Here is a 19,067-nt window from a genome sequence, read left to right on the forward strand (position 1 = left end):
ATCGAAAGGTAGTATTCCTTTTCGATGTCGACCCCATCGGTGACATAGAGGCGGTTGACCTGCTTGCCTTCGTCGCCGGTCTGGATCGTCACCAGCGTGTTGCCGAGCATGTCTTTCGCGTTGGCTTCGACGTCATCGACGCTTTTCGACAGGCGCACGCCGCCCTTCGCATCGGGGCCGAGTTCCTTGAACGTGCCCTTGCCGCGGCCACCCGCGTGGATCTGCGCCTTCACCACGTAAAGCGGTCCGGGCAGTTTCTTCGCCGCTTCGACTGCTTCATCGACCGACAGCGCTGCGTGGCCTTTGGGTACGGCGATGCCGTATTTCGCCAGAAGTTCCTTGGCCTGATATTCGTGAATGTTCATGGAAATTTCCTCACAAACTCTCGATCAGCTCCGGCACGGCCTTGAACAGGTCGGCCACGAGGCCGATGTCCGCGATCTGGAAGATCGGCGCGTCCTCGTCCTTGTTGATGGCGATGATGGTCTTGGAATCCTTCATGCCCGCAAGGTGCTGGATCGCGCCCGAAATGCCGATGGCGAAGTAGACGTCCGGCGCAACGATCTTGCCGGTCTGGCCCACCTGATAGTCATTGGGCACATAGCCCGCATCGACCGCCGCGCGGCTTGCACCGACCCCGGCGCCGAGCTTGTCGGCGAGCGGCATGATGATCTGCTCGAAAGTTTCGCCGTCCTTCAGCGCGCGGCCACCCGATACGATGATGCTTGCGCTGGTCAGTTCGGGGCGGTCGCCGCCTTCCGCGATTTCGGAGCTGACGAAACTCGACAGACCCGCATCACCCGGTCCGGAAACTTCCTCGATCTCTGCCGAGCCGCCTTCCGCTTCGGCCTTGTCGAAGGCCGTTCCGCGCACAGTGATGACGAGCTTTTCGTCGCTCGATTCGACCGCTGCGATGGCGTTGCCGGCGTAGATCGGCCGGGTGAAGGTCTTGTCCCCTTCGACCGAGAGGATATCCGAGATCTGCATGACGTCGAGCATGGCTGCGACGCGCGGCGCGATGTTCTTGCCGGTCGTGGTGGCCGGCGCGACGAAAGCGTCGTGATGACCCATCAGATCGGCGACCAGTGGCGCGACGTTTTCAGCGAGGCCGTTTTCGTAAGCGGCATCGTTCGCGATGTGGACCTTGCCGACGCCAGCGACTTTTGCGGCCTGCTCGGCAACGGCGCGGCAGTTCGATCCGGCGACGAGCAGGTGCACTTCACCCAGCTTGCCCGCAGCGGTGACCGCCGCAAGCGTCGCGTCCTTCATTTCGCTATTGTCGTGTTCGACGAGTACGAGCGTCTTCATTACGCGACTCCCAGTGATTTGAGTTTGGCGACCAGCGCATCGACGTCCTCGACCTTGTCGCCTGCCTGGCGCACCGGCGGTTCGGACACGTTGGTCGTCTTGAGGCGCGGCGCGATATCGACGCCGTAGTCCGACGGGCCTTTCGTATCGAGCGGCTTCTTCTTCGCCTTCATGATGTTGGGCAGCGAAGCGTAGCGCGGTTCGTTGAGGCGCAGGTCGGTCGTCACGATCGCCGGCATGGTGAGCTTGACGGTTTCGAGACCGCCGTCGACTTCGCGTTTGACCGTAACGCTGTCGCCGTCGACCTCGACGGTGTTGGCGAAGGTGCCCTGCGGCCGGCCCATCAGGGCGGCGAGCATCTGGCCGGTCTGGTTGCTGTCGTCGTCGATCGCCTGCTTGCCCAGCATGACGATGCCCGGTTGCTCCTCTTCGGCAATCGCCTTCAAAATCTTCGCAACGCCGAGCGGTTCGACATCATCGTCGGTTTCGACCAAAATCGCCCGGTCCGCGCCCATCGCGAGCGCCGTGCGCAGCGTTTCCTGAGCCTTCGCCGGGCCGATGCTGACCGCGACGATTTCTTCCGCCTTGCCGGCTTCCTTCAAGCGAATCGCTTCTTCGACAGCGATTTCGTCGAACGGGTTCATGCTCATCTTGACGTTGGCAGGATCCACGCCCGAACCGTCGGCCTTGACCCGCGGTTTCACATTGTAATCGATGACCCTTTTTACGGATACGAGGATTCTCATGCGGTTACCTTTCTTACGATCCAAATGACTTCATTCAGATACCTCAATCGTGATTGCGTTCAGATCAGTCATGCTCGCAAAGTCGGCTAATAAGGCAATTGGAAGTCCAGAAAAGTGTATCAAAACTTAAGCGCTCCAAGTGGGAGTGACCTACAACGCGAACAATCCATTCCTGAAATTGAGGCCACCTAAGACCCACGAAAGGCCATCCCGCGGTTGCAAAATCAGGTTCAGAGTATCAGGTAATTGCATACCTCTTGGAAGATTGGCACCAATATGAGCAACTACGACACAATTCTTATCGAACATGACGACAAGGTGGCTGTCCTCACTCTAAATCGGCCAGATCGAATGAACGCGGCCACGCCCCATATGTTTGATGAGATTCGCTCGGCGCTGGATGAAATAAGTAGATCAGGAGCGCGCGCGCTTCTGATTACCGGCGCTGGTCGTGGGTTTTGTGCGGGTGCGGACATTGGTGGCAGAACGTTTGACGGTGCGGCTCCTGGGGATGCATCGAGGCAATCGCTTCAGAACCATTACAACCCCGGAATGCTGGCTCTCTCATCACTCGACATTCCTGTCGTCACCGCGGTGAATGGGCCGGCAGCGGGTATTGGATGCGCGCTCGCACTTTACGGCGACATCATCGTGGCTGCACGCTCCTCATTCTTCCTGCAAGCCTTTGTGAATATTGGGCTCGTACCGGATGGAGGATCGACGTGGCTCCTCCCTAAATCAGCCGGTACACCGAAATCCTTGGAAGCAATGATGCTTGGAGAGAGAATACCAGCAGAGCGAGCGGAGGAAATCGGCCTCATTACCCGATGCGTTGATGACGAAGAGTTGATGAATGAGGCTAAATCGCTCGCTCACAGACTGGCAAATGGGCCAACCCTCGCGCTTGGAATGATCCGACAGCTGGTTCGCGGAGCCCAGCACATGAGTTTGGCTGAAGCCATGAATCATGAAGCGGAGGCTCAGCGCCGAGCCGGAAATAGTGAAGACTTTATTGAAGGTGTACAAGCATTTCAGGAGAAGCGTCCTCCAAGCTTCAAAGGAAAGTGAACTAGGATTCCAACCCTCGTCCCTTAGGCCCAGCGCCCAAAAGCCAGACAAAAATCGTGAGTCAATTGGACACTCTGCATGCAATGAAGGAGGTCAGGTAACCTAGCATAGTTTGCTGGTCTAAGAGCCGCGATCTAGAAAGACATTCGAAAGTCAATTGCGAACGTGACCTAGGATCCTTTGGTGCCCTCTGACTATCCCAACCTTTTCTCCAAATTTGCGATCGGCGGTTTCACGCTGAAGAACCGCGTCGTCATGGCACCAATGTCGAGCTCACTCGGCGGGGCTGATGGGCGGGTTACTGCTGACCAGATCGCTTTCTATCAAGAACGTGCACGCGGCGGTTTCGGCCTGATCGTTGTCGAATTTACCAATGTCGACCCGGCTACCGGCAGGTCAGAGGAGCACCAGCTTTCGCTTGAGACCGATGCGAAGCTCGACGGTCACTATCGTCTCGTGGACGCCCTCCATGAAAGCGGTACGAAGGCTTTTCTCCAATTGCAGCACGGCGGTCGGTTTGCGCTGGCCAAGTTCCTCAAGGACGGCATCGTGCGGGGGCCGAGCCGGGTCTACTCGCGAAAGGATCCGGAGAAACTGATCGTCGAGGCGATGGACGATGCGCTGATCCGCCATCTGGTCGATGCATTTGCCGCGACCGCAGGCCGGGCCAAACGCGCAGGCTATGACGGGATCGAACTGCACGGCGCGCACGGGTATTTGCTGTCCCAATTCCTTTCGCCTATCTCGAACCAGCGCGACGACGAATGGGGCGGAGACGAAGATCGACGGATGGCATTCCCACTCGCTGTGATCCGCGCGGTGCGTGCGGAAATCGGCGACCTGCCGTTTTGCTATCGTATTTCAGCTGACGAGTTCGTGCCTGGCGGACTGTCGATCGACGAGACCGAGGTCATCTGCAAACACTTTGTCGAGGCAGGCGTTGATATACTTCACGCCAGCACAGGCCGGGGTCCCCAAGCCTTTGACAAGGTCATGGAGCCCATGTCGGCTCCCGAAGGCTGGCGCCTTCCATATGCCCGCCGATTGCGCGAATATACCGGCGCTCCCGTTATCGGGGTTGGTCAGATCCGCGTCCCCGAGACGGCAGAAAAGGCGATCGCGGAAGGCGATTGCGATCTCGTAGCCCTCGGACGCCCCTCGCTCACCGATCCTTACTGGCCAGCCAAGGCGCAAGGTGGGACGCCTGAGTTGATCCGCCCCTGCACAACCTGCAATTATTGCATCGCACCTGAAAACCTTCACCGCGTCACCTGCGCCGAAAACCCTCGCACTGGCCGGGAACTGGACGCGCCAATCCCATCCGATCTCGGCAAGGATAAGCGCGCTGTCGTTATCGGTGCAGGTCCTGGCGGTATCAGCACGGCTCTGATGTTGGCGGATGCCGGCTTCGAAACGCATCTTTTCGAAGCGCGCAGTGAGTTGGGTGGCGGCATTATCGCGTCCGGTGCACCGCCAGGTAAGGAGCTGCTCCTGCGCTATCGCGACTACCTCGACTTGCAGGTTCAGCGAAGCAAGGTCGAAGCGCACATTGGTGAGCGCGTTACCGCGACGCAAATTGCTGACCTGAAACCTGATGTAGCCATCGTTGCCGCAGGTACCCGCAAACGCTCGCACGGGATCGAAGGCGAAAATGTGGCGATCGTGGTAGAAGCCTATGATCTTCTCATGGGGGACAGCGATACGGTATTCGCCGATGGCGAGCGGGTGATCGTATATGGCGGCGGCGAAACCGGATGCGAGGCCGCAGAATTTGCAGCAGCGCGTGGAGCAAAAGTAACGCTCATCACCCGCTCGCGGCAGGACCAGCTGGCCCGCTCGGCGGAGCAGGTTTACCGCTCGAACCTGGTAGGCCGTCTTGGCGACCATGAAAGCATCGAGGTGCTCCCACTCCACCACATCGTCGCAATCGGCGAGAATGAGGTAACTGTGCATGGGGCAGATGGCAGCGAAAGCAATTTGCCTGCAGATCATGTCCTGCTCGCACAAGGCAGAGATCCGCAGTCCGACCTGGCCGATGAACTTGTTAAGATGGGAATCTCCACCCACGTCATCGGCGACAGCCGAAAGGGTGGCCGTATTGGCGATGCCGTACATGACGGATATCAGGCCGTGCGCGCAATTGTGGCGCGCTATGGCGCAATTCAACCGGCACTCTGCTGACATGGGCGGTCCGTCACCTACCGCGCTGGCGTTCCAGCCCGATCCGGAGAAGCGCTACAAGCTGATTTATCTCGCTCGCCGCAATCCGGCACTTGCGCCCGCAGAATTTCCCGAAGCCTGGCGCAGCCATGCCGCGCTTGCAGGGAAGTTCGCGACCTCTCTCGGCAAGCATTTTCTTAGCTCGCACCAGTGCGTTAAGGATCGCGAAGAGGGCGTATCTGCACTGCTGACGAAGGATTATGACGGATCGACCATTCTCGGGATGAAGAGCTGGGAAGATCTGCTTGCAGCGCGTTATCACCCTCACTCACTCGAAGAGCTTTACGAAGATGAAAAGCGGGTGTTTGCAGGAGCCGTCGACAATTGGACGATGGCTGTCGAAGAATCTGTGATCGTCGATGGGGATGCCACATCTCACGTCCTTTTGTCTTTCGTGTCTCCGGAGAAGCGTGACGGATTCGATCTGGCTTCACGAGCAGCTGCAGGCCGGCTTCCCGCCGCTTTTCCGGACGCAAAGCGAATTGTCTGGAATGAGGTCGTCGACCCGGCCAAGGCCTATCGATTTGCGGCGGTAATCGAGGTCTGGTTTCCCAACCGCGACAAAGCGCTTGCAGCAGCCAGCAATGACAAAGCCTTGGAAAATCTGGGCCAAGCCACGCTGGCTAGCGCGACAGAGAGCGTCCAGATGCTGGCAAAACTGAATCTTGCCCGCCAGACTACCGGTTCGGACGGCGCGACGGAATGGACCCAGACGTCGGACTGATCTTGCACCGCGATGGATAGCGCATCCAGAACGCCTAGCGCATTATCCATTCCACCCGATGCGCATTTACATGTGCCGCGCCGCCCCGCATCTTCATCCTGACAAAGAATACATCGATGCTGCGTCATGCAGCGGATTGGGCAGCGGGAACACAGATGGGACTTACACCAGCCAACACCTCGGTTCTCCCGAAGGCCGGATTTATCATCGGCGGCGAGAAGACCACCGACAGTTCGATCGGTACATACGATCACCTTTATCCGGCTACTGGCAAACTGACGCAGGCTATCCCGCTCGGCGGCAAGGCCGAGATGGATGCGGCGGTTGCAGCCGCAAGGAAAGCCCTGCCAGGCTGGCGGGAACTTCCTGCGAACGAGAAGCGCAAACTCATGCTGGGGTTCGCCGCGCTGATCCGCGAGCATTTTGACGAGATCAAGTCCATCGTCATGACGGAGAATGGCTCTCCCGACATGATGGCCGAAGCTTTTCCAGAATGGATTGCGGACCTGTTCGAATACAATGCCGGCTGGGCCGACAAGATCGGCGGTGACATGATCACCACCTGGCCAGTGCCCGCTTTCGACTACACGATCGACGAGCCCTACGGTGTCGTTGGCATCATCGTGCCTTGGAACGGGCCCGCCATATCCTTTGGCCAGATGATCGCTCCAGCAATGGCTGCGGGAAACACCTGCATCATTAAGCCGAGCGAATTTGCACCCTACAGTTGTATTCGCCTTGGTGAACTTGCCTTGGAAGCCGGTATTCCGGAGGGCGTGATCAATGTCGTCCCCGGTGGCGGCGAAGGCGGATCTGCCCTGTGCAGCCATCCGGGTGTCGACAAGCTTCACTTTACTGGCGGTGGACACACTGCACAAAAGGTTCTTTCGGCTGCGCAGCCTAACATGACACCTGTAGGCCTTGAGCTTGGCGGAAAATCCGCCCGCCTAGTGTTTGCTGATTCCGACCGCCAGAAGGCGGTGCAGGCGGCATTGATGGGTTGCATCCCAATGTCTGGCCAGGCCTGCATCGCAGGCACTCGCGTCTTGGTGGAAGATTCCATCTACGACAGTTTTGTCGCCGACGTCCAAAACGCCGTTGGCTATGTGAAGGTAGGCGATCCGGCGGACAAGGATACCGCCATGGGGCCGCTGATACATCAGCAGCAGATGGAACGCGTGCTCGGATTTGCCGAGCGGGCCAGCGCCAATGGCGCTGAAGTCCTGACGGGCGGCCAGCGCATGGGCGGCGACCTGGCGGAAGGATACTTCGTCGGCCCGACGTTGGTCGCCAATGTCGACAACAGCCACGAAGTCGTGCGTGACGAGGTATTCGGCCCCGTAGTCAGCTTCATGCGGTTCAAGACAGAGGAAGAGGCGATCCAATTGGCGAACGACACGCCCTACGGCCTAGCTGCCTATATCGAGAGCGACGACCTGACGCGCGTCCATCGCGTGGCACAAGCACTCGATGCCGGCAGCATCCTCGTCAACAACGCCTATGGACTACCTGCGGCGGCGCCATTCGGGGGTAATAAGAAAAGCGGTGTCGGGCGCGTGGGCGGCATCCACGGCATTCGCGAATTTATCCGCACCAAAAACGTTTACATCAGCATGGCCTGATCAGGTCAAAAGGAGCACTACCATGGCAAAACTTCGCCACGTTGCAATCACTGTCGATGATCTCGACAAGGAAAGCCAGTTCTACCAGAACACCTTCGAGCTCGAGGAAATCAGCCGCGCAGGCACTTCCGAGATGGGCGCGATCTATCTTAGTGACGGCGTAATGAATATCGCGCTGATCAAGATCCCCGACGAGAACCACCCGAACTACGCCGAGCCGGGAATCAACCATCTTGGTTTTGTGGTCGAAGATATGGACAAGGCAATCGACCGGGCCGTAAAACATGGATCGAAATGCATGGTGGATCCCAACGATCGTGATGCCGGCGTGACCTGGGAGATGAAAATGCAGACCCCAAGCGGTGTCGACTACGATTTCTCTGAACATGGTTGGCCGGGCATCACGCTCTGAAATAGCAGCCCTTCAAGCAGTCAAAAGGGGAGCTTGGACTACGATCCCGGCTCCCCTTTTTGTTTTCCGACGCCGTCAGCCTTCCAGCGCATCCAGATCGTTTCGCGCTCTCAATGCGGCGTTGTAACTCGTGCTCAGGAACAGCAGAGCGACAATACCGCAGATCACACCGACGATCGCGACAGAGGCACCGACCTTGGCGGGATCGCCGAAGAATTCCTCTGTAAAAAGTGCGATGACCGTCGGCCCTGCAAGCATGCCGATCAACGTTGCGGTCATGGTTGCAAGAGCGATGGCCTGGCCCCGGAAGTCAGATGGGACACCCTTTTGCAAAGCAACAACCATCGGAGAATTGAAGGGAGCGGCCATGTGATACATTCCAATAAAGAAAAGTGCTACGGGGACGCTTCCGGCAAGGTAGAAACCGCTGACCGATGCGACAATCGCGATGCAGGTCGCGCCGATGAGATACCGGTGTGGCGCATTTTTTATGCCGCGCGCTTCCAACCAGTCGATCAGCCAGCCTCCCGCGATGTAACCGACAAGACCACTGAGCATCTGAACGAATCCGAGTGTGATGCCTACCTCGCCCATCGAAAGGCCGAACACTCGGCTAAGATAGGCCGGGGTCCAGCTTGTCAGACCATAGGCAAGCGCGCCCATCGCGCTGCACCCAAGGGCCAGCCCGGACATGAAGAGCCAGTTCGACCTTAGCCATGCGAAGTAGCCCGACTTGGGGCTGTGAGCGGCTTCCATGGTGATGTCGGGACCGGTTTCGACCATGGCAGGCGCCTCGGCCGGTTGCCGCTTGCCTGCTTGCCGCAGCGCCTCAGACTCGTCACGTCCGGGAAGCAGTAATGTGAGGAAGGCCAGCAACACACCGGGCAAACCAAGAATCAGGAACACAGCTTGCCAGGGAGCAACTGCTCCGACGACAGGCAAGGTCGCCTGCCCCATCGACCCAGTGAAATCGACCAGGAAACCCCCGCTTAGCACAGCCATTCCGCCACCAAGCGCCGCCGCGCTCCCCATTAGGCCGGTTGCACGTGCTACTTGATGCTTTGGAAATAGATCCGGAATCATGGCGAAGGCCGCAGGGGCGAGCGCTGCCTCACCAACACCAACGAAGAAGCGCGAAAGGAACATCTCGCCAAAGCTGCTGGCAAGCCCGCCTGCCGCGGTGGCCAACGACCACAAGGTGACGCCAAGATAGATGACCCAGCGGCGCGACCACTTGTCAGCCAGCCATGCCAGCGGGAGGCTGGCGATTCCAAAACAAAGCGCAAAGGCAAGACCGGTGAGGTAGCTGAACTGGACATCGTCGAGGCCGAGGTCTGCCTTGATGGGATCCACCAGCAGCGCGATAATCATGCGATCGGCGTAGGAAAGGATGGTAAAGAGTATCAGGATAGCCAGCGCGACGACCGCTTTGGGATGGCGCTTTACGAGGCCAGGAGAGTTTGCAGAGCCTCCAGTAAGATCGACCGCTACCATGAAATGCCCCTCCGGTTAAATTGGAACTGTTCTCTCGACAGCAATTCAGATACCTGTATTAGCGGTTCTCGAGAGGAGTTCAATCGACAATGCTTGCCGCAGACGACCTGCTCGCCAGCGCCCCCGACACAAAGTCGGTAGAATGGCTTGAGCGCGACAGCATCATTTATAATCTCGGCATCGGCTATGGCCCTGCTGCGATAGAGGATGAGACCAAGCTCAAATACCTGCTCGAGGACCGGCTTGTCGCATTCCCGACCATGGCAACCGTCATGGGCATGTCGATGGCCATCTTCGATAAACGCTTTGGGATAGCCTATAACGCCGTGCTTCATGGCGAGGAGTGGATCGACATTCACCGTCCGCTTCCCGCATCCGGGTCTTTCGAAGTCTCGACCGGTGTGGAGAAGATATGGGATCGAGGGTCGGAGAAGGGTGCGATCCTGCAAACCAAAAAAACCATTCGCGTGGCGGGAGATAATGATCCGATCGCCGATACCCGCACTGTCCTGATGCTCCGCCAGAACGGTGGTTTCGGCGGCTCGGAAGAGGGCGCGCCGCGTGTAGAATCCCCGCCTGAACGCGATCCGGAGATCACCATCGCACTTGCTACGCAACCAGAACAGGCTTTGATCTATCGCCTGTCGGGCGACCACAATCCGCTTCACGCCGATCCGCAGGTCGCCATGAAAGCCGGTTTTCCCGGCCCCATCCTGCACGGCATGGCGACCTACGGCGTCGTAGCCCGTTCCATCGTCGAAGCAGCATGCGACGGAGACGAAGCTCGCTTGTCGAAATTCGGCATGCGATTTTCCAATCCTGTGTACCCAGGGGAAACATTGCGGACTGATATCTGGACCATTGGCGAAGGGAATGTCGCCTTCCAGGCAACTGCGGTTGAGCGCGACGTGTTGGTTGCGACCGGCGGTCGTGCCAATGTTCGCAACTGAGCATTCGAGAGGATAGGAAATGGGTTTCCCGCAAAGAGAAGCGGCGATCGTCGGCGTTTATACGACCGAACAGGCGCGCGGAATGGAGCGCAGCATGTGGTCGCTCGAACTCGAAGCGATCAAGGGGGCTCTCGACGACGCCGGGCTTAGCCACAAACAGGTCGATGGGCTTATTCCGATGGCCTACGAAACACCGCTTAACTTGCACATGGCATGGGCCGAGCAGCTTGGCGGAAGGCCAATCACCTACATGGATGTCGGCAACGGATCATCCGCTGTCGCGAAAGCTACCAATGCTATTGCTGCGGGAATGGCAAACGTCGTCGTTATCTACTTCGCCAATTGCAACAATCCTAACGGACCTCGCCAGCTGAAAGTGCAAAGCAAGGCACCGCGCGTACCGGATTGGCAGTTCATGGTGCATGGAGCCTACATGTCCGTGTGGTATGCAATGTGGACGCGCCAATACATGCATGAATACGGCACGCCGCACGAAATCTTCGCCGAGTACCCTGTCCAGATGAGAGCCAACGCCATGTTGAAGCCGGATTCCCTTATGGGACATCGCGGCGCAATCACGGTGGAGGACGTGCTGGGAAGCCGGATGATTGCGAGTCCGCTCCACCTCCTCGAATGCCCGCTCGACAATGATGGTGGTTATGCGATCGTAGTCGCATCGAAGGAAATCGCTAAAGATTGCAAGACCAAGCCGGTCTGGGTTTTGGGCGGTGCCGAAGCGACCTACACCGACAGCTACATGACTATCCCGTCACCCTGGAATGATCCCAAGGGACAGGCGGTCCGCAAGTGCAGCGACATGGCTTTCGACATGTCTGGCATCGGCAGAGACGAGATCGACGTAGCTGGGCTCTACGATTGCTTCGCGGTTACCGTGGCCCGTAATCTTGAGGAAATGGGCTTTTGCTCGATGGGCGAAGGTGCAGACTACATGAAGGAAGGTCATCTGTATCGAGGGGGCAAGATGCCAGCCAATACCGACGGCGGGCTGATGGCGAACAGCCACAATGGCAACCCGAGCGGGATGCATACGATCGAAGTCACCCGCCAGCTGCGGGGCGAATGCGGAGAGCGTCAGGTCAAGGATGCGAAGATCGGCGTCACCCTAGCCCAAGGGTGGTCCGTTCATGGGCTAGCCGGCACTTTGCTTTTGGCGGCGGATTGAGGAGGTAGAAATGGATATCGACCCCAACGCCTACCTGCGCCCCCTTCCCCGCAAGGAAGCATTCAACGCGCCTTTCTGGGAAGGGCTCACAGAGCGCGAATTCCGCGTGACCAAGTGCAAGGATTGCGGTGACTGGAACTGGATACCTTATGAAGGCTGCCGTTCTTGCCTGTCGCAGAACCTCGAATGGACACCAATAAGCGGAAAGGGAAAACTTATGACCTTCTCCGTCGTCCATCGCGGTCCGCCAACCTTTGGTACCGATCCATATGGTGTGGCGCTGGTCGAGATGGATGAGCACCCTCGTTCGATTGTCCTGCTGGCCAACGTGGTTGATACCGATCTCGATACGCTCGAAATCGGGATGCCGATGGAAATCGTCTACGAGGACATCCCCGGAGAAAACATCACGATGTACCGGGTCAAGGCTGCCTGAACGTGTTGGTAACGCGCGAAACCATAGATAGGCTGCGCGAGTTCAGCACACCGGACATTCTTAACGGGCTGAAGCGTCTTGGCGTTAAGCCAGCCGATCTAGAGGTAATGGACCGCGACATCGTCGGCTGCATGGCGCCCGAACTTGGTGTTTCATGCGGATTTGCAGTGACCCGCAAGATGGCAACTCGCCGCGAGGGCGGACCAGGGAAGATGGCCGATGTGGGGCCGGATCAAGGGCTGCTCGACGTTGACGGCCCACGCTTCCTCGTTGTCGAGAACAACGGGGAATGGGAGGGGCCGGTCTGTGTTTGGGGCGAAGTTACTTCCAATATCCACACCGCGTTGGATTGCCACGCAGGCGTTACCAACGGTCCCGTCCGCGATCTCCCCGAGATGGCGGAACTCTGCTTCCAGGCTTTTGCCAACGGGGCAGGAGCTGGCGGTGGCATAGTCGATTTGCTCGAAGTGAATACACCTGTGACTGTCGGTGGCGTCACCGTCCGTCCGGGAGACATTATTCACGGCGATTGTCACGGCGTCGTACGTATCCCGTCCGACCTTGCCGAGAAACTTCCCGAGAGTATTGCGGCTCACAAGGCGTGGGAGGAAGGGATTTTCGAAGTTTGCAGGACAAAGCCGCTCGATCTCGAAGCGCTAGCTGCAGCGATGAAGCCTAAAGCCTGAGCGACTCTATTCTGCCGCTTCCAGTTCGCGATACTCGGTCGGCGAACTCCCGAAATGACGGCGGAAGGTGCGGATAAACGCTGTGCTTGACGAGTAACCGGTCGACGCAGAGATCGTCTTGATCGGCTCTCTGGAGCGTCGCAGTAGCCGGGCAGCCATATCCATGCGAGCTTCGGTCACGACTTCCATGGGAGTGCGCCCGGTTTCCTGCCGGAATTTCTCAGCAAAGCCTGAACGCGACATCCCTGCATGACTGGCGAGACTTGTCACGGACCATGGCCGACCGGGCTCGAGGCGGATAGCCTGGACCACCCGCGCAATTGCCACACTCGACCTTGGATTCTCGCTCACGAGAGCCGGCTCCTGTAGCAACTGCTCCCGCAACCGGCGAGTGACCAAAAGGTGCGCAAACCGGGCAAGGCAAATAGTGCCGCCCGGAGCGTCCGCCATCTCACGCAAGGATCTCACAGCTTCGTCGGATGAGGGAGTGTTAGGCTTATAGCCTGGACTCCCTTCGATAACCTTTGGCAACAATTCCCGCGGCGGCAGGAGATCTTGCGGCCACGTTAGGCCGATTTGCCCGCTGAGCACGGTCGCCCTGGGTTGATCCGAACGCGATACACCGAACATCAGGTGCGCTGGACTGTCCTCGCTCTCGAACGAACCGCTCGGATCGTCCCCTTTATCCGCTATTTCAGACATACGCATCAATTTCGCACCCGGACCGGTGCGAATTACATGCTGGGCCCCGCTAGGTAGGATGACAGATTGCCCCGCCGAATATGTCTGCGGATCGTCATGCGAGCAGGAAAGTTCAATCGCACCTTCCAGGACGAAATGTACCGCGATCAGATCGTCAGCGCGGTCCAGCGAAAATCCGTGCCCATCGCCGATGTCGATCGTAGCCCATTTGGCGCTGACGAGATGCAAGCCACTCAGGGCCCGGCTCAGGTTCACGCTGCGCGCGTCCGTCATTTCAGTCCAATCCTCTCTCCATCGCTTGCGCCATTTTTTGTGCGCTTTAGGCGATTGGCCAAGGGTATAGGTAATTTACAGGGGTAGCAAGCCGACGCCCAAGGAAGTCGCTTTGCGTCCGGCCCAACCGCAAGTTCAGATTTCTGGACGGATAGCCAGCGCACAGCCGTAGGGGACAAACGACAATTGAGTTATCCATTTTGCCATCGTTCCCCGCAAACCAAAGATTTGAGAGGATTACCCATGGCGCAAAAGACGCTGGAAGAGCGAATTCAGGAACTGGAAGACAAGCAGGCCATCAAGGATTGCTTCTTCAATTTCCATTACGCCTGTACGGGCGGCTTCACCGGCAAGCAGGCCGGTCGCATGGAAGCGCTCGACTATCTCACCGACGATGCCACGATCGAGGTTCTCGGACTGCATGAACCTGGCAAAGGGCCGCGCGGACGCAAGGAATTCACGGAATATTGGGATTTCTATTACGGCGATGCGGGCCCCCTCCCCTTCGTCTTCCAGACCAGCGTCAACGAAAAGATCGAGATCGACGGTGATACCGCGGTCGAATGGTCCAACATGCTTATGATGGTCGGTTTCCGCGAAGACAAACCGCTGATGGGCCTTTCGCAGCGCATCAATGATTATGTCCGCACGGATGACGGGTGGAAGATCAAGAAGACGACAATGGTCGGCGGATTCACCACAACGATCGACACTCTGGATGGCGCTCTCAACGAACTTCCGGAACCCGAAGCACGGACACCCTGGACCTACAAGGGCGACTGATCGAGACGAACGGTCGTCACCACGGCCCGCTCCACACTGGGGAGTTTGAAGCGGGCCACACCCTGCCTATTGCTGGATTTCGGGAAGCAGGAACTTCTGCACCTTGCCGGTCGCGTTACGCGGCAGATCTTCGACGAAAGAGATGGCACGCGGCACCTTGAAATTCGCCATCTTCTCACGCGCCCATGAGACGATTTGTTTGTCGGTCGGAGACGATCCGTTGGCTGGAATGATCCAGGCTGCGCAGATCTCTCCCAGGCGCTCGTCAGGAATGCCTTTGACCGCAACCTGTGCAATGTCGGGGTGCGCCATCAGCATGGCCTCGATCTCGGCCGGGTAGCAATTGAATCCACCACTGATGAACATGTCCTTCGACCGATCGGTGATGGTAAGATACCCGTCATCGTCCATTACGCCGATATCGCCTGTGTCGAGCCAGCCTTCGGGATCGATCGCTTCTGCTGTCGCTTCGGGATTATCGAGATAACCCTGCATCACGTTATATCCCCGCACGAATACGCGCCCCGGTTCGCTGCCCGCGACCACTTTGCCATCTTCGTCCACGAGCTTCAGCTCGATTCCCTCGATCGGCTTGCCGCAGCTTCGCACGATGATTTCAGGGGGATCGGACGGTCCAGTCATGGTGACCGTACCGCACGCCTCAGTAAGCCCATAGCCGGTAAGCACGGTGGGAATTCCCAAGGTTTCCCGCATGTCGGTGATGAGCTGCGGAGGTACGGAAGCTGCCCCGGTTATCGAGACCCGGACCGAAGATATCTTGTCGCGATCGAAAGCGGAATCGGTCAGAAGAGTCTGGAACAATGTTGGCGGCCCCGGGAGAAATGTAACTTGCTCGCGCTCGACCAGATCGACAAGTTCGCCGACTTCGAGCTGAGCCATCGGTAAAGTCGTAGCCCCGACGGCGAGGTTGACCACCCAACCTGCCTTGTATCCGGCACAGTGGAAAAATGGCCAGAGGATGAGAAAGCCGTCGCCATGCGTAATCGTGGTGGCATTGGCCCACAAGCGCGCCGTGCGCACGGTTTGCTCATGCGTTGCCATCACACCCTTGGGCGCACCGGTTGTCCCGCTCGTAAACAGGATGTCGCCCAAGTCACCTCCGGACAGGGCGGCAATCCGGCGCTCTACTTCGCGACCGTAGCCCGAGCCTGCCGCAAGGAAAGCGTCCCACTCATTACCATCGAGCGAAACGACTTTCCGCAAGGTCGGTATGTCGAGCGAATTGAGGGTATCGGCATAGCGAAATCCCAAGAATTCCTCTGTCGCGACACCCATCGCAGCTGCGCTTCGCTCGATTATGTCAGCGACTTCGCCTTCCCGATAGCGAGTATTCAAAGGTATGAGCACACCGCCTGCGGCCTGAAGTCCGAGACAAACTACGATCCAGTCGGCGGAGTTCTGGGCCCACAGCGCCACTCGTTCACCTTCGCTTAGACCTGCAGCGACAAAGCCAGCTGCAGCAGCCTTCATCTCTTGAGCGAGCTCGGCAAACGTAATCTGGCGCTTGCCATCGACGATCGCTATGTCATCGGGCCAATCGCGGGCAGCGGCAAGCGCCAGGTGCGGGATCGTCATTGCCGGTTCTGTATCGCTAGCCATTCGTATCTCCAATTAACCCTGCACAGCAGTGGTTATCGCACCGTCCTTCTCGAGCTTAGCGATCTCTTCCGGCGAATAGCCGACCTCTTCGAGGATAGCTGCCGAATGCTCACCGACTGCTGGTGGCGCGCGGCGTATAGAGGCAGGCGTCTTTCCGAGGTTCACCGGTGCGCGAGTCAAGGGCACGGAGACACCTAGTCGCTCGATCAATGTCTCCTCTATCAGTCCCATCGCTGCGACTTGTGGGTGATCGAGCGCGCCTTGGGGTGACAGAACCGGTCCGGCTGGAATCCTTGCCGCGGCCATTTCTTCAAGAGCTTCGTCACTCGTACGAGCAGCGGTCCAACGCGCCATACGCTCGGACAGGGCTTCGCCGTTGACGCCGCGCGCCTCATCGGTCGCGTAACGCTCATCCTCGAGCCATGAGCTTTCGCCGATCAGGTTCGCCCAACGCTTGAAAATTGCATCGCCAACAACTTGCGTGACGATGAAGCCATCCTTGGTAGCAAAGGTGTCAGTAGGACCGTTCAGGAAGCTGCGATTGCCAATAGCCTGGCGATCCGCATTGTTCATGGATTGCTCGGTCAGGAATGTGCTGGAGAAGGCAAGTGCCGAACCCAACAGGCTCCCGTCGATTTCCTGTCCCCGCCCGCTATTCTGCCGCTCGAACAGTGCGATCATCACGGCAAAAGCCGCATAAACAGCCGTCGCATGATCGACCCAGGTAATCGGCGAACGATAAGGTATGTTCCCTGGTCCGGAGAGAAACTGTGATCCACACATTGCCTGCCCGACGCTGTCGAAACCGGGACGATCAGTCCATGGGCCGACTGGCCCAAACGAAGAGATATTGGCCAGAACTATGTCTGGTTTGATCGCCGTGAGGCTTTCGTAATCCAGCCCAAGCTTCGCCAAAGCCGACGGAGGGAGATTGACGACTACCACGTCCGCACTTTCGACAAGACGACGGATCAGCTCGGCGCTATCGGGTGATTTGGGATCGTAAGCGAGCGAACGCTTGTTTCGTGCCATCTGAAAGAACAGTGCACCTTCCCCGCTTTCGGCAACCGGGACCAACCAACGGTCTTCACCACCCTCCAGACGCTCGACCCGGATTACGTCGGCACCGAAGTCGCCAAGCAGGGTCGCGCAGTATGGTCCAGCGACATACCGCCCGAAATCGAGGACGCGAATGCCGGAAAGCGCTGTCATGCAGCGCTTTCAAACAAAGCCCGCACGTCTGGCAGGGAAGGCTTGAGAGAGGGCGTTCGGGGCAACTCTTCGACTTGCATCAAGGAGACCGGAACCTGATAAGGCAGCAGCTGATCTTTGAGCCAGCTGCGGAACGCCTCCTCGTCGGGTGCATCGACGCCTTCCTTGGCGATCCATGCCGCTGCGGGAACCTGCCCCAAGCGGCGATCCGGAAGCGCCACAACCGATGCTTCGCGTACCGCAGGGTGGGCCTGCATCGCTTTGATCACATCGTCGGGCATGATCTTGAACCCTCCCCGGATTATCGCTCCGTCATGCCGACCATTGATATACAGGAAGCCATCCTCATCGATTACGGCGAGATCGGTGGTGCGCACCCAGTTCTTACCGTCCCCGACATTGGGCGCGCGAAGCTCCAGCAACCCTTCCTCGCCCGCAGGCAATTCGCCTCCGGTTTCAGGATCGACGATATGCGCCTCGACGCTCTTGTTCAGTCTTCCGACCGCACCTCTTTTGTCTTTCCAATGCGCCTTGAAATCCTGGAGCGTCCAGCCCGCTACACCCCCTGCGAATTCAGTCGCTCCGTAGTTCTGCAGGACAGGAATGCCGTATTTCTCATAGAATGCATCGGCGAGATCGGGGTCGAGAGGCGCCGTGCCAGTGCGGTATGCGACCAGACTTGAGAAATCCTCCGGAGGAATGTCGGCATCAAGGATCATGCGCAGCGCGGAAGGCGGTGCGCCGGCCACCTTTGGCCGATGCCGCACTATTGCGTCGCGAAATCCCTCGACCGTGAAACGTTCGATCAGGCACACTTTCCGCCCGGCGAGCAGGTTGTTCATCAAACCCGTGATACCAGCAATATGCGCCAAAGGGGCCGTGACGATCGAAACTCCGGAGCGCAGTTCGGGAGGTGCATTGGGATCGCGGCCCTTCTCGTAGGATGCGGCACCCGCAAGCGCCTTCTCAAGGTTGCGCCGCGGCAATGGAATCCGCTTGGGTTTGCCGGTTGTCCCGCTGGACAACATTTCGATTGCCACACCTGACGCCAATCGCCTTTCAGGATTGGTGGCAGTGCGGAGAACCTCGACACTCACATCCTCACCTGAAACCGAAATAATGGCGGAGCCGGCCCTCTTTGCCGCGTCTCTGATGCCCGTGCGCTTCCAGTCGCTGCCACACGCTATCAAGACGGGGGTTGCTGCGTCGAGAATGTCATCGGCCAGCTTCGCGTCGGGGGAAACAGCGTTAAGGCTGGCGAGACAGCGGCCCGAACGGAACAGGGCCAGCAACACTGCAACCAAATCAATATGGTTTCTCAGGAGCACACCGACACGAGTGTCGGGCCCGGCATCACATGCCTCAAGGGCGCGGACGACATTCCGGCTCCGGCGATCGAGCTCGGCCCAACTGAACCACTCGCCTCCGAATTCGACCGCATCCTTGGGTGGATCGATTGCCAAGACGCCATCGATTGTAGATGCCAGATCCATGATGCTGAACTCTCCCACGCATTAATTGAGGTATATCTTTAACAATCCCCATGTCGTGGGTCGAGGGCCTACAGGCTCACAAACCGCTTCTGGGATTATCGAGCATTCCTGTTGGCCTTACGGATAGCAGACCGC

The 19,067-nt window shown here is 58.3% G+C and carries 18 protein-coding genes; 10 read left to right on the forward strand and 8 right to left on the reverse strand.

Annotation, left to right across the window (positions count from 1 at the left end):
- The 3 genes from E3U23_RS11580 to E3U23_RS11590 all read right to left on the reverse strand — a co-directional run.
- Positions 1 to 365, reverse strand: a 365-nt coding sequence (locus E3U23_RS11580) for an ATP-grasp domain-containing protein (protein WP_279351430.1), incomplete at its 3' end; no start/stop codon positions are given.
- 10 nt (positions 366 to 375) lie between these two features.
- Positions 376 to 1,308 carry an electron transfer flavoprotein subunit alpha/FixB family protein gene (locus E3U23_RS11585; RefSeq protein WP_279351431.1) on the reverse strand — a complete coding sequence of 311 codons (933 nt, stop codon included), beginning with the start codon at positions 1,306 to 1,308 and terminating at the stop codon, positions 376 to 378.
- Positions 1,308 to 2,054 carry an electron transfer flavoprotein subunit beta/FixA family protein gene (locus E3U23_RS11590; protein ID WP_279351432.1) on the reverse strand — a complete coding sequence of 249 codons (747 nt, stop codon included), beginning with the start codon at positions 2,052 to 2,054 and terminating at the stop codon, positions 1,308 to 1,310. The genes E3U23_RS11585 and E3U23_RS11590 overlap by 1 nt, the downstream gene beginning before the upstream one ends.
- Positions 2,055 to 2,330: 276 nt before the next feature.
- On the opposite strand from E3U23_RS11590, the gene E3U23_RS11595 reads away from it, so the two are divergent.
- The 5 genes from E3U23_RS11595 (at position 2,331) to E3U23_RS11615 (ending at position 8,100) form a co-directional block, all read left to right on the forward strand.
- Positions 2,331 to 3,122 (forward strand): enoyl-CoA hydratase-related protein, encoded by a 792-nt coding sequence (locus tag E3U23_RS11595; RefSeq protein WP_279351433.1) that lies wholly within the window; start codon positions 2,331 to 2,333, stop codon positions 3,120 to 3,122.
- Positions 3,123 to 3,305: 183 nt separating this feature from the next.
- Complete coding sequence (locus E3U23_RS11600; RefSeq protein WP_279351434.1) at positions 3,306 to 5,303, forward strand: FAD-dependent oxidoreductase; 1,998 nt, start codon at positions 3,306 to 3,308, stop codon at positions 5,301 to 5,303.
- On the forward strand, positions 5,275 to 6,066 hold the full coding sequence (locus tag E3U23_RS11605; protein WP_279351435.1) for an EthD domain-containing protein: 792 nt from the start codon (positions 5,275 to 5,277) through the stop codon (positions 6,064 to 6,066). The genes E3U23_RS11600 and E3U23_RS11605 overlap by 29 nt, the downstream gene beginning before the upstream one ends.
- Positions 6,067 to 6,221: 155 nt before the next feature.
- Entirely contained in the window at positions 6,222 to 7,688 is a 1,467-nt protein-coding gene (locus E3U23_RS11610; protein WP_279351436.1) for an aldehyde dehydrogenase family protein, read from the forward strand.
- A 22-nt stretch (positions 7,689 to 7,710) separates the two neighbouring features.
- Positions 7,711 to 8,100, forward strand: coding sequence for a VOC family protein (locus E3U23_RS11615; protein ID WP_279351437.1), 390 nt, complete (start codon positions 7,711 to 7,713; stop codon positions 8,098 to 8,100).
- A gap of 75 nt (positions 8,101 to 8,175) precedes the next feature.
- Here the strand turns inward: E3U23_RS11615 and E3U23_RS11620 are convergent, their stop codons facing one another.
- The gene (locus tag E3U23_RS11620) at positions 8,176 to 9,594 is read right to left on the reverse strand and encodes an MFS transporter (RefSeq protein WP_279351438.1); all 1,419 of its coding nucleotides are present in this window, start codon (positions 9,592 to 9,594) and stop codon (positions 8,176 to 8,178) included.
- 89 nt (positions 9,595 to 9,683) lie between these two features.
- Between E3U23_RS11620 and E3U23_RS11625 the strand changes: the two genes are divergently transcribed.
- Genes E3U23_RS11625 through E3U23_RS11640 form a run of 4 tightly spaced genes read left to right on the forward strand, consistent with a single transcriptional unit; the run spans position 9,684 to position 12,849 of the window.
- On the forward strand, positions 9,684 to 10,544 hold the full coding sequence (locus E3U23_RS11625; protein WP_279351439.1) for a MaoC family dehydratase: 861 nt from the start codon (positions 9,684 to 9,686) through the stop codon (positions 10,542 to 10,544).
- Between the two features lie 19 nt (positions 10,545 to 10,563).
- Positions 10,564 to 11,727 carry a thiolase family protein gene (locus tag E3U23_RS11630; protein ID WP_279351440.1) on the forward strand — a complete coding sequence of 388 codons (1,164 nt, stop codon included), beginning with the start codon at positions 10,564 to 10,566 and terminating at the stop codon, positions 11,725 to 11,727.
- Between the two features lie 10 nt (positions 11,728 to 11,737).
- Positions 11,738 to 12,163, forward strand: coding sequence for a Zn-ribbon domain-containing OB-fold protein (locus E3U23_RS11635; RefSeq protein ID WP_279351441.1), 426 nt, complete (start codon positions 11,738 to 11,740; stop codon positions 12,161 to 12,163).
- A gap of 2 nt (positions 12,164 to 12,165) precedes the next feature.
- A complete protein-coding gene (locus E3U23_RS11640) occupies positions 12,166 to 12,849 on the forward strand; it encodes an RraA family protein (protein WP_279351442.1) in 684 nt (227 codons plus the stop codon).
- Between the two features lie 6 nt (positions 12,850 to 12,855).
- Here the strand turns inward: E3U23_RS11640 and E3U23_RS11645 are convergent, their stop codons facing one another.
- Entirely contained in the window at positions 12,856 to 13,824 is a 969-nt protein-coding gene (locus E3U23_RS11645; protein ID WP_279351443.1) for an AraC family transcriptional regulator, read from the reverse strand.
- A 243-nt stretch (positions 13,825 to 14,067) separates the two neighbouring features.
- Between E3U23_RS11645 and E3U23_RS11650 the strand changes: the two genes are divergently transcribed.
- A complete protein-coding gene (locus E3U23_RS11650; RefSeq protein ID WP_279351444.1) occupies positions 14,068 to 14,607 on the forward strand; it encodes a nuclear transport factor 2 family protein in 540 nt (179 codons plus the stop codon).
- Between the two features lie 66 nt (positions 14,608 to 14,673).
- Here the strand turns inward: E3U23_RS11650 and E3U23_RS11655 are convergent, their stop codons facing one another.
- The 3 genes from E3U23_RS11655 to E3U23_RS11665 are packed head-to-tail and all read right to left on the reverse strand — an operon-like array spanning position 14,674 to position 18,932.
- On the reverse strand, positions 14,674 to 16,227 hold the full coding sequence (locus E3U23_RS11655) for an AMP-binding protein (RefSeq protein ID WP_279351445.1): 1,554 nt from the start codon (positions 16,225 to 16,227) through the stop codon (positions 14,674 to 14,676).
- A 12-nt stretch (positions 16,228 to 16,239) separates the two neighbouring features.
- A complete protein-coding gene (locus tag E3U23_RS11660) occupies positions 16,240 to 17,439 on the reverse strand; it encodes a CaiB/BaiF CoA transferase family protein (RefSeq protein ID WP_279351446.1) in 1,200 nt (399 codons plus the stop codon).
- Positions 17,436 to 18,932: a class I adenylate-forming enzyme family protein gene (locus E3U23_RS11665; protein ID WP_279351447.1), complete on the reverse strand. Its 1,497-nt coding sequence runs from the start codon at positions 18,930 to 18,932 to the stop codon at positions 17,436 to 17,438. Before E3U23_RS11665 ends, E3U23_RS11660 begins: the two co-directional genes overlap by 4 nt.
- Positions 18,933 to 19,067: the final 135 nt, after the last annotated feature.

Origin of the sequence: Erythrobacter litoralis, from assembly GCF_029760855.1 — a bacterium.
In the GTDB taxonomy this organism is placed as follows: Bacteria; Pseudomonadota; Alphaproteobacteria; order Sphingomonadales; family Sphingomonadaceae; genus Qipengyuania; species Qipengyuania litoralis_A.